The sequence below is a fragment of the Rathayibacter iranicus NCPPB 2253 = VKM Ac-1602 genome (genome assembly GCF_003149025.1).
Lineage (GTDB): Bacteria > Actinomycetota > Actinomycetes > Actinomycetales > Microbacteriaceae > Rathayibacter > Rathayibacter iranicus.
Map to the genome: position 1 here is coordinate 128,571 of NZ_QGDV01000009.1, position 10,636 is coordinate 139,206.

Sequence of the window (10,636 nt, forward strand, 5' to 3'; positions counted from 1 at the left end):
CCCTTCGTGAATGGAAGTTCGGCTCATGCCACGCACCTCTCGAACCACCGCTGTCCTGCTGCTGGCCTCGCTTCTCGCGGCGGGAGGGCTCGCGGCGCAGGCGGGTGCGCAGGAGGCGGACGCCGCTGTCACCTGGGGGGTGCGCCCCGCCGACACTGAGCAGGGGAGCGAGCGACCGAACTATGCCTACGCGCTCGATCCGGGCGGACAGCTGAGCGACGCCCTGGTTGTGTCGAACTACGACGACGAGCCCCAAACATTCCGCGTCTACGGCTCCGACGGCTTTATCACCGAGGCCGGCCAGCTCGACCTGCTCCCCGCCGCGGAGCCCTCGACCCAGCTCGGCAGCTGGATTTCGTTCGCGGCCCCCGAGATCACGGTGCCGGCGGGCGAGAGCGTGCAGGTGCCGTTCGAACTCGCTGTGCCCGCCGACGTCACGCCCGGCGACTACGCCGCGGGCGTCGTCTCCTCGATCCTGGTGCAGGGCGAGACCGGAGTCTCGGTCGACCGGCGCCTCGGCTCGCGGATGTACCTCCGCGTGGGCGGCGACCTCGCCCCGCGCTTGGCGATCGACGACCTCACTGTCGCGTACGACGGCGGCTGGAATCCGTTTGCCCCCGGCTCCGCGACCATCGACTACACCGTGACCAACGCGGGCAACACGCGCATCGCGCCGGGTGCTGAGCTGAGCGTCGCCGGGCTCTTCGGCCTCGCTCCGGTCGCGGCGACCGATCCGGAGCCACTGCCCGAGTTGCTGCCCGGCACGACCGTTACCCGCAGTGTGACGGTCGCGGGTGTCTGGCCGCTCTTCGTCGCGACTGCTCGGGCCGCGCTTTCGGGCACTGTCGTCACCGCCGACTTCGGGGCGGCCGCGCCTACCGCCGACGTCCCGGAGGTGCCCGTCGCGTCCGCCGACGCCGCCGCCGCTGCGGTGCCGTGGAGTGCGCTGCTCCTGCTGGCTCTGCTGAGTGGGCTGATCGTGTTGGGCGTGGTGCGTCGGCGGCGGCGCGCGGTGCGTGAGCAGGGGCGGATCGACGCGGCCGTTGCCGCCGCGCTGCAGGCGCCCGAGCGTGCGGAGGTCGGCTCCTGACCGGGTGCGGCGGCCGGTTCGATGTGCAGGGGATCGCGCCGCGGACGCCCATTCCGGCCCGTCGGGACGGCGGCGAGGACCGAATCCCCTGCACATCGCACGGAGTCCTGCAGATCGCACGTCGGGAAGACGATCCTGCACGTCGCTGGGTGGGCGGCTCAGCGTGCGGCGCGGTGCGCGGCACGCAGGTGCTCGAGGAACGCGTCGACCGTGCCCGGGGCGAGCAGGTGACCGCGCAGCATCAGCGCGGCGCCTCGCACGCCTCCGCTGCCGCCCAGCTCGGCGGTGACCACCTTGAGACGCTGCGTTGCCAGGGGGAGGGAGCGCTCGTCGATCACCGCGCGGACGGCCGAGACGATCTCGGGGCTGGCGAGCGCGACCGCTCCGCCGAGCACGATGACGGACGGATTCAGCAGGCTTACGCAGGTCGCCAGCACCTCGCCGAGCTGAAGTCCCGCGATCCGCGCCGCCTCCACGGCCTCGGGGTCGCGCGCCCGCAACAGGTCGATCAGCTCGCGCACGGAGTGCACATCCCGTCCCGACCGGGCAAGGCCAGCGGCCAGAGCGGAGCCGCCCGCGACGGCCTCGAGGTCGCCCTCCTGGCCGCCGGCGGCGAGAGGAGCGGTGCGCGGCACCTGCACGTGACCGAGGTCACCGGCCGCGCCCAGGGCTCCGCGCTGGAGCAGCCCGCTCGAGACGATGCCCGCTCCGATGCCGGTGCCGACCTTCACGAACATCAGATCGTGCGCATGGGGGAACCGCGAGGCGCGTTCGCCCAGGGTCAGCAGGTTCACGTCGTTGTCGACGAGCACGGTGGTGTCCCAGCGGCGACGGACGCACGCGGGAATGTCGAAGCCGTCCCAGCCGGGCATGATCGGCGGTCGGATCGGTCGACCGCTGGCATGCTCGACCGGGCCCGGGACACCGACGCCGATGCCCGCGATCGCCGACGGAGCGACGCCCGCCGCCGCGAGGATGTCGTCGCAGACGTCGAGAGCGTGCTCGAGCACCGGCACGGGCCCCTGCGCGATGTCGAGTTCCTCGCGCCGCTCGGCGATGACGCGGCCGTCGAAGTCGGTCACCGCGATCGTGGAGTGGGTCGCCCCGAGGTCGATGGCCAGGAGCGAGCGCACGGCCGGGTCGAAGACGAGCCGCGCCGAGGGGCGACCCCCGGTCGACGGCGCACGGTCGAGGTGTGCGATCAGGCCCAGTTCGAAGAACAGATCCAGCCGCGTCATGACCGCGGTGCGGGCGAGCCCCGTCTCCTCGACCAGCTCCGCTCGGGTGCGCGGACGCCCGTCGGCGAACAACCGAAGCATGTCGCCCGTCGCGGTCCCCGCTCGCTCGCTCACGCTCAGCTCCTTCTCTCGGTCACGTGGTCGGTGTCGTCGGGGGCACCTCCGAGGAAAGCAGTCGCTGAGCGCCGATGCAATTGTGGCGCGCGGCACGAGCGGGACGCGCGCGCTGCGATTCTGTGCAGGTGGGTCGAGCCGTCGTCGGCCGCCGATGCACCGCAGCTTCCCCTTCTCTTTCGACCGCGCGGCGGAGTCCGCTCCCCGTCGCGGCCGTCACCGATCGTCCAGTACATCCAGACAGCACATTCAGCCCGACAGCACATCCAGCCAGGAGAGAACGATGACCTCGTCCGACACCACCACCACCCGACCGGGCGAGCGTATCGGCCTCTGGCTGATCGGAGCGCGCGGCAGCGTCGCCACGACCGCCGCCGTCGGCCTGCACGCGATCGCCGCGGGCGCCGCGCCCAGCTCGGGCTGCGCCACCGCGACTCCCGCCTTCGAGGACGTCCCGCTCGCCGACTTCGCCGACATCGTCGTCGGCGGCCACGACCCGTCCTCCACGGGGCTGCTCGAGAGAGCGATGGGGCTTGCCGCCGGTGGCATGTTCCCGACCTCGGTCGTCGCCGAGGTAGCCGAGCGGATCGACGCGACCGACGCCGAGCTGCGTCCCCTCGCCGCCGACGCTGCGTCGCAGCAGGAGGAGATCGACCGTCGGGCCGCCGACATCGTCTCGTTCCGCGAGCGCCACGGTCTCGCCCGCGTTGTCGTGATCGACGTCGCCTCGACCGAGGTTCTTCCCGCCGACCGTCCCGAGTTCCACGACCTCGTTGCCCTGCGCGCCGCGCTCGCGCGCCCGGGGGAGCGGATTCTCCCGCCGAGCTCGATCGCCGCGCTCTCGGCTGTCGTCGCCGGCGCGCCCTACGCCTGCTTCACTCCGTCGACCGCGCTGGCCCTCCCGGCGCTGGAAGAGTGGGCCGCCGAGGCGGGTATCCCGACCGCGGGCCAGGACGGGAAGACCGGCGAGACCCTCCTGCGCAGCGTGCTCGCACCGATGTTCACCGCCCGCGGTATGCGCGTGCTCTCGTGGGCGGGCGCCAACCTCCTCGGCGGCGGGGATGGGCAGACCCTCGCAGACCCGGAGGCGGTGCGCTCGAAGCTCGTCTCGAAGAACCGCGGACTGCGCAGCCTCCTTGGCGACGATGTCGTCACTCCGCTGCACATCGACAACGTGCCCGACCTCGGCGATGTGAAGACGGCCTGGGACCACGTGCACGCCGAGGGCTTCTTGGGTTCGCGGATCACGGTGCAGACGATCTGGTCGGCGTACGACTCCGCGCTGGCGGCTCCGCTGATTCTCGACCTCGCGCGTCTGTTGGCGCTCGCCGACGAGGCGGGTCTGTCGGGGCCGGTCGGCGAGCTCGGCTTCTTCTTCAAGGACCCGTGGGGGAGCGACGTGCACGGTTTCGCGGAGCAGACCGCCGAGCTTGTGGCGTGGGCCGCCCGCACCGGGGCGCTTGTCGCGGAGCATCGCGCACCCGTCGCGACAGGGAAGCGCCGCGATGGCTGAGTTGCGCGATTATCTTGAGTTGGTCCGGGCACGGGCGGCGCTGACGGTGATCGGTGACACGGTCGCGGGCGGAGCCTGGGCGGGTCGCGGGATCGGGGCGCGGACCGTCGCGCTGCCGCTGGCTTCCGCGCTCCTCTACTCCGCGGGCATGGCGCTGAACGACTACGCGGATGCCGCACTCGATGCCAAGGAGCGGCCGGAGCGACCGATCCCGTCCGGGCGGATCAGCCGCGCGGCGGCGCTCGGGGTTGCGGCGGGTCTGACCGTGGCGGGAGTCGCGGTCGCGGCCCTCGCCGACGGTCGCCGCTCGCTCGCCCTCGCGCTGCCCCTCGCCGCCGGAATCTGGTCGTACGACCTGCTCGCGAAGCCGACTCCGCTCGGCCCGGTGGTGATGGCGGCCTGCCGCGGGCTCGACGTGCTGCTCGGCGCGGGAGCGTCGGGCCTGGGCGCCGCGGCACCCGCCTCCGTCGCCGTCGCGGCGCACACGCTCGGAGTCACCGTGCTCTCGCGCGGCGAGGTGCACGGCACCACTCCCGTGACCGCGGGGGCGGCAGCCGCCGGGACCGCGACGATCGCGCTCGCCATCGCGGCGGGCGCTCTCGCCGAACGCAGGGCCGCCCCGGCCGCCGTGGTCGCCGCGGGCCTCTGGCGCTGGTTGCTCCTGGTGCTGCGGGCTCAGCTTGAAGCCGCGCGGACGCCGACGGCCGCGGCCGCTCGCGCCGCCACCCGCGCAGGCATCACGGGGATGATCCCGCTCCAGGCGTCCCTCACGGGGCTGCGGCGACCCGAACTCGGCGCGGCGCTGCTCGCGCTCGACGCGCTCGGCTCCCTCCTGCTCCGTCGTCCGCGGACGGCGGACATCACATGACCGGCCCGGTGCTCGGCTACGGCACGAACGGCTTCGCCGACCACACTCTCGAGGACGCGCTGACCGTGATCCACGCCGCCGGCTACCGCGCCGTCGCGCTCACCCTCGGGTATCCGCACCTGGATCCATTCGCTGCCGACTGCCGCGAGCAGACCCTCGCGCTGCGGTCGCGGCTCGAGGCGCTGGGCCTGCATGTCGTGATCGAGACCGGCGCCCGCTATCTGCTCGACCCCTTTACGAAGCACTGGCCCACGCTGGTCGACGAGGAGGCGGAACCGCGGCTGCGGTTCCTGGAGCGCGCCATCGAGATCGCGGCGCTGCTGGGCGCCGATGCGGTCTCGCTCTGGTCGGGCGTCGTGCCAGCGGGCGGCGACCGGGCCGCGGCCTGGCGCCTCCTGGTCGAGCGGATGCGCGGTCTGGTCGCCCTGGCCGAGCGTCACGGCGTGCGGCTAGCCTTCGAACCCGAGCCCGGGATGCTGGTCGAGACGGTCGCCGACGCGCTGCTGCTGCGGCGCGAACTCGGCGACCCGGATGCCCTCGGGCTGACGGTCGATCTCGGGCACTGCGTCGTGGTCGAGCCGGATGGCGTGGTCGGCGCCCTGCGCAGCGCCGCCGGGCTGCTCCTGAACGTGCAGGTCGACGACATGCTCCCGGAGCGGCACGAGCACCTCGAACTCGGCACCGGCTCCCTCGACCTCGCTGCGGCTTTCGCCACCCTCGCCGAGATCGGCTACGAGGGGATCGCGGCGGTCGAGTTGCCCCGGCACTCGCACGACGCGCCACGCCTGGCCGTCGCGAGCATCGCGGCGATACAGGAGGCGCGCGGCGGCGCCTCCGCGCGCGTCGAGCACCCGTGGACCGCGAGCGCCCGAGCCGCCGTCCGAGAGCGGCCGTCCCGGATTGAGCGCTTCTTCCCCGCGGCGGGGCGCGAGGCCGGGCGGGAGCCGCTGCGGGCGGACGTGGATCCGCAGGGCCTCGTCTACGGCAGCCGGGACGACGCGGCTCGCGCGAGCCTCGTCGAGACGGCCGCGCAGGCGCTCGCTGACGAGGAGCTGGCGGCCCTGCTCCTCCGTCTCTACCGCGGCGGAGACGGCGCCGAGCGGCGCGGCGTCCTGGCCGGACTGAACGCGCTGGCCGGACGGAAAACGCTGCCCGACCCGGGCCCCGCCACCACGGCCGCCGGTGTCGAGTTGGCCGCCGACGCCCTGCGCGCGAACGACACCCGGCTCGTCGCCGCGGCGATGGGCTCCTTCGCTCACCACTACCTCGACGCGCATTCGTGGCGGCACGGCGTGCTCAAGCTCGTGTTCCTGGGTATCCCGCTCGCAGCGGTCGCCGGGCTCCACGAGCGCAGCGACGCGGAGTTGCGCGCGATGGCCGGCCGCTTCGCCGACGAGCGCCGCGCGGCCGGGCGTGCTCTCCCCGATGATCTGGCGGTGCTCCTGCCGTGCTGACCGCCGCCCCGGACCCGGGTCCTTCCACCACCGATGAGAAAGGCGCGACGATGCGCATCTTCGACCCGCACATCCACATGACCTCCCGCACGACCGACGACTATCAGGCGATGTTCGACGCCGGCGTCCGCGCGGTCGTCGAACCGTCCTTCTGGCTCGGCCAGCCGCGCACGAACGTCGGCTCCTTCACCGATTACTTCGACGCCCTGATCGGCTGGGAACGCTTTCGTGCCGCGCAGTTCGGGATTCGCCACCATTGCACCATCGGACTGAACCCGAAAGAGGCGAACGACGTCCGCTGCCGCGCGGTCCTCCCCGAGCTCGACCGCTACCTCGCCAAGGACGGCGTCGTCGCGGTCGGCGAGACCGGCTACGACTCGCTCACCCCGGAGGAGGACCAGGTCTTCCGGCAACAGCTCGAGCTCGCCGGCGAGCACGGCCTCCCCGCGATGGTGCACACCCCGCACCGCGACAAGGAGTCGGGCACCCGCCGCACCCTCGAGGTGGTCGCGGACTCGGGGCTCGCGCCCGGTCAGGTGCTCGTCGATCACCTCAACGAAGTCACGGTCGACGCCGTCCGCGACTCCGGCTGCTGGATGGGCTTCTCGATCTACCCCGACACCAAGATGGACGAAACCCGTCTGGTGACGCTGGTCGAGCGGATTGGGCTGGACCGCGTGCTGGTCAACTCTGCCGCCGACTGGGGCCGCTCCGATCCGCTCACGACCGCGAAGACCGGCCGCCTCCTCCTCGTCGCCGGCTTCAGTGCCGCCGACGTGGACCGGCTGCTCTGGCAGAACCCGGTCGAGTTCTACGGGCAGAGCGGACGCCTGGACCTCTCGCCCGTCGTGGGCTTCGATGCGGCCCACACCGGGCGCACCTTCGAGGGCAACTCCGTGCTTCGGGGCGCGCCGCGTGTGGCGGAGGTCGTCTGATGCACCTCTCGTACTGCACCAACGTCCATCCCGCCGAGGACCTGGCTGGAGTCGTCCGCCAGCTCGACGTGTACGCCGGACCTGCCCGCGTCGCGGCCGGTCTCGACACGGTCGGCGTGGGCCTGTGGATCCCGCGGGACCTCGCCGCCCAGCTGGTCGCCAGCGCGGAGGACCGCGCGGTGCTTCGGGCGGCCCTCCAGCGCAACGGCCTCGAGGTTCGCACGCTCAACGCCTTCCCCTACGCGGCCTTCCACGCCGAGGTCGTCAAGCTCGCCGTCTACCGGCCCGACTGGACCACGCCGGAGCGCCTGCAGTACACGATCGACTGCGCGCGGGTCCTCGCCGACCTGCTGCCTGCGGGCGCGGACGGCAGCATCTCGACGCTCCCGCTGGGCTGGCGCGAGGGCTGGGGAGCCGCGGACGATGCGGCGGCGACCCGGCAGCTCGCCCTGCTGGTGGAGGAGTTGCGGGACCTGCGCCGCTCCACCGGCCACGCCATCCGCCTGGCGATCGAGCCCGAACCCGGCTGCATCCTCGACACCGTCGATGATGTCGTCGACTGGCTGCACCCGCGGATCGGCGTGGTCGACCCGGCGTTTGTCGGAGTCTGCCTGGACACCTGCCACCTCGCCGTCTCCTTCGTCGACCCGGCCTCGGCGGTTCGCCGCATCCGCGACGCAGGGCTGCGCGTGGTGAAGGTGCAGGCCTCGGCCGCACTGCACCTGGAGGATCCAGCCGGCCGCGCGGCGCTCACTCCGTTCGTGGAGAAGCGCTACCTGCACCAGACCCGCGAAAACGGAGTTGACGGCGTGCTCCGCGTGGACGACCTGCCCGAGGCGCTCGAAACTCTCCCCGGCACGGGACCCTGGCGCGTGCACTTCCACGTGCCGTTGCACCACCGGCCCGAGCCACCGCTCTCGGCCACGACAGCGGTACTCGCGGAGGCGGTCTCGGCTGTCGACGCAGCCTGGCCGTCCGACGACATCCACCTCGACGTCGAGACGTACACCTGGTCGGTGCTCGCCGATGCGCCCGCCGACCTCGCGACCGGTATCGGAGCCGAACTCGCCTGGGCGGCCGAACACCTCCTCACGACCGCTTCCCGTGATGCGCTGCTGGCACCGCTGCTCCCTCAGGCGGCGGCGCTGTGAGGCCCGTGCTGCTGCTCGACGTCGTGGGGCTGACCGCGACGGCGCTCGCCGACATGCCCTTCCTGTCGCGCCTGGCCCGCGCCGGTGGACGGTTGCCGTTGGACACGATCCTGTCCGCGGTCACGTGCAGCGTGCAGTCCACGATGCTCACCGGCACGATGCCCGCGCAGCACGGGATCGTCGGCAACGGCTGGTACTTCCGCGACCTCGGCGAGGTGCACCTGTGGCGCCAGCACAATCGCCTAGTCACGGGGGAGAAGGTCTGGGAGACCGCGCGGCGCCTCAGCGGAGAGCCGTACCGCGCGGCGAACATCGGCTGGTGGTACGCGATGGGGGCGACGACCGACGTCACCGTCACTCCGCGTCCGATCTACCACGCCGACGGCCGCAAGTCGCCGGACGCCTACGTGCGCCCGCCGGCTTTACACGACGAGCTGGTCTCGCGCTTCGGCGCCTTCCCGCTGTTCCAGTACTGGGGGCCGACCGCGTCGCTCCGCTCGACGCAGTGGATGGTCGACGCGACCCGGCACGTGCTGGCCGGGGACGGCTCCGGCCCGCCCGAGTTGACCACGGCCTACCTGCCGCACCTCGACTACGACCTCCAGCGCTTCGGGCCCGACTCGCCCGAGGCACGCCGGGCCGCGTCCGAGTTGGACGTCGTCCTCGCTCCGCTACTCGATGACGCGGAGGCGCTGGGCGCGTCGGTGATCGTGGTCGCCGAGTACGGTATCGCCGGCGCCGACACCCCGGTCGATGTGAACCGGGCCCTGCGCCGTGAGGGCCTGCTCGAGGTCTACGTGCAGGAGGGACGGGAGCAGCTGGATCCGTGGACCTCGCGCGCATTCGCGGTCGCCGACCACCAGGTCGCCCACGTGTATGTGCAGGATGCGGCGGACCTGCCGCGCGTGCGCTCGCTCCTTGAGGCGCTCGACGGCGTCGACGAGGTGCTCGACCGGGAGGCGCAGGCCCGCTACGGCCTCGACCACGAGCGCTCGGGGGAGTTCGTCGTGGTCGCCAGGCCGGGGGCGTGGTTCACCTACTACTACTGGCTCGACGACGACCGCGCCCCCGACTTCGCCCGCGGTGTGGACATCCACCGCAAGCCCGGCTACGACCCGGCCGAGCTCTTCTTCGACCCGGCCGACCCGCTGGTGAAGGTGAAGGCGGCGGGCAACCTCGCCAAGAAGGCGCTTGGGCTGCGGTACGCGATGAACCTGGTGCCGCTGGACGCGTCGCTGGTGCGCGGCACCCACGGGCGACTGCCGGTCTCGGCCGCCGACACTCCGCTCGTGCTCGCCTCCGACCCGGACCTGCTGCCGGCGGGCGCCGGCTCTCTCCCGGCGACGTCTGTGCGCGACCTGGTCCTTGCCGCGCATGGCCCAGCCCTCGCACGCCGCACGGAGACGTTCGCGCGCTGACTCCGCGGTCGATCCGTCGCGCGGGGCCCGCGCATCACTGCAACGCGGGCCTCTCGTGACGGATCGACGGCTCCTCGGGAGGACTTCGCGGCGCGTCGTGATACACCCGTGGCGGTTCTTCTTCACGGGTTTGTTCTCATAACGTAATCCTCTCAGAGGAACCGCCAATTTCGGTTATGTCACGAGTATCGGATTCTCATTGCTCAAGCGTTGTCAATGGGCTTCAATGCAGGACGGAACTGCGACGTGAGGTGCCACAGATGCCCGGGGCGGTGGAGTCTTGGTTGGGCGTGTAAGGGTTTTTGCATAAACCGTTTTTGCGTTCCGTTCGCGATCGGGTTCTCCGAGATGTCGGGTCCTTCGCGGTCTGCGCCATCGGTGTTTTACTTCGTGCCTGAGCGGCGACGTCTTGGCGGACCTTATCGCGAGACGGCTTTGGCACTAGTTCGGGTGTCCTCCCGGGCAGTAATCGACGGTTGCCCTGACCTTTCGAGTCAATTGAATCTTCTAGTGGAACGCCGGAATGACGGGGAATCTGGCCACGGGTCACCACATCGAGTTGCGTGCCTGTCGGCGGAGCCATCGAGCAGTACCGCTCGCAGTCCGTGGCTGAGGTGTGGGGGTGCGTAGTGGCGGCTCCCGGGGGCTCCTGTTGTGTGTGCTGGCGGCGTGCTACGGTCTCGGGCAGTTTCAAGAAAGGGAACGTTTCATGGCTCAGATTAGTGTTACGCCGGAAGAGTTGAAGCAGCAGGCTCAGGTGTATACCCGCTCGAAGGAAGAGATCGAGCAGGCTATTCAGAAGGTGAATCAGATGAATTCGACCATTGGTGAGGAGTGGAAGGGTCAGGCGTTCCA

The 10,636-nt window shown here is 71.7% G+C and carries 9 protein-coding genes; 8 read left to right on the forward strand and 1 reads right to left on the reverse strand.

Features of this window, described 5'->3' with window-relative positions:
• The first annotated feature begins 25 nt into the window (after positions 1 to 25).
• Positions 26 to 1,090, forward strand: a complete 1,065-nt coding sequence (locus tag B0H03_RS10795; RefSeq protein WP_104265554.1) for a DUF916 domain-containing protein — start codon at positions 26 to 28, stop codon at positions 1,088 to 1,090.
• Positions 1,091 to 1,248: 158 nt separating this feature from the next.
• Here B0H03_RS10795 and B0H03_RS10800 read toward each other — a convergent pair whose 3' ends face one another.
• Positions 1,249 to 2,442, reverse strand: a complete 1,194-nt coding sequence (locus B0H03_RS10800) for an ROK family protein (RefSeq protein ID WP_241560449.1) — start codon at positions 2,440 to 2,442, stop codon at positions 1,249 to 1,251.
• A gap of 283 nt (positions 2,443 to 2,725) precedes the next feature.
• Between B0H03_RS10800 and B0H03_RS10805 the strand changes: the two genes are divergently transcribed.
• The 7 genes from B0H03_RS10805 to B0H03_RS10835 all read left to right on the forward strand — a co-directional run.
• Complete coding sequence (locus B0H03_RS10805; RefSeq protein ID WP_104265553.1) at positions 2,726 to 3,955, forward strand: inositol-3-phosphate synthase; 1,230 nt, start codon at positions 2,726 to 2,728, stop codon at positions 3,953 to 3,955.
• Positions 3,948 to 4,823 carry an SCO3242 family prenyltransferase gene (locus tag B0H03_RS10810; RefSeq protein WP_181075074.1) on the forward strand — a complete coding sequence of 292 codons (876 nt, stop codon included), beginning with the start codon at positions 3,948 to 3,950 and terminating at the stop codon, positions 4,821 to 4,823. The genes B0H03_RS10805 and B0H03_RS10810 overlap by 8 nt, the downstream gene beginning before the upstream one ends.
• Positions 4,820 to 6,277 (forward strand): EboA domain-containing protein, encoded by a 1,458-nt coding sequence (locus B0H03_RS17110; RefSeq protein ID WP_104265552.1) that lies wholly within the window; start codon positions 4,820 to 4,822, stop codon positions 6,275 to 6,277. Before B0H03_RS10810 ends, B0H03_RS17110 begins: the two co-directional genes overlap by 4 nt.
• A gap of 50 nt (positions 6,278 to 6,327) precedes the next feature.
• Positions 6,328 to 7,212 (forward strand): TatD family hydrolase, encoded by an 885-nt coding sequence (locus B0H03_RS10820; RefSeq protein WP_104265565.1) that lies wholly within the window; start codon positions 6,328 to 6,330, stop codon positions 7,210 to 7,212.
• Positions 7,212 to 8,363 carry a metabolite traffic protein EboE gene (gene eboE, locus B0H03_RS10825; protein WP_104265551.1) on the forward strand — a complete coding sequence of 384 codons (1,152 nt, stop codon included), beginning with the start codon at positions 7,212 to 7,214 and terminating at the stop codon, positions 8,361 to 8,363. Before B0H03_RS10820 ends, eboE begins: the two co-directional genes overlap by 1 nt.
• Positions 8,360 to 9,781: an alkaline phosphatase family protein gene (locus tag B0H03_RS10830; protein ID WP_104265550.1), complete on the forward strand. Its 1,422-nt coding sequence runs from the start codon at positions 8,360 to 8,362 to the stop codon at positions 9,779 to 9,781. The genes eboE and B0H03_RS10830 overlap by 4 nt, the downstream gene beginning before the upstream one ends.
• A gap of 709 nt (positions 9,782 to 10,490) precedes the next feature.
• A partial coding sequence (locus B0H03_RS10835) for a WXG100 family type VII secretion target (protein WP_207774247.1) occupies positions 10,491 to 10,636 on the forward strand: 146 nt, incomplete at its 3' end.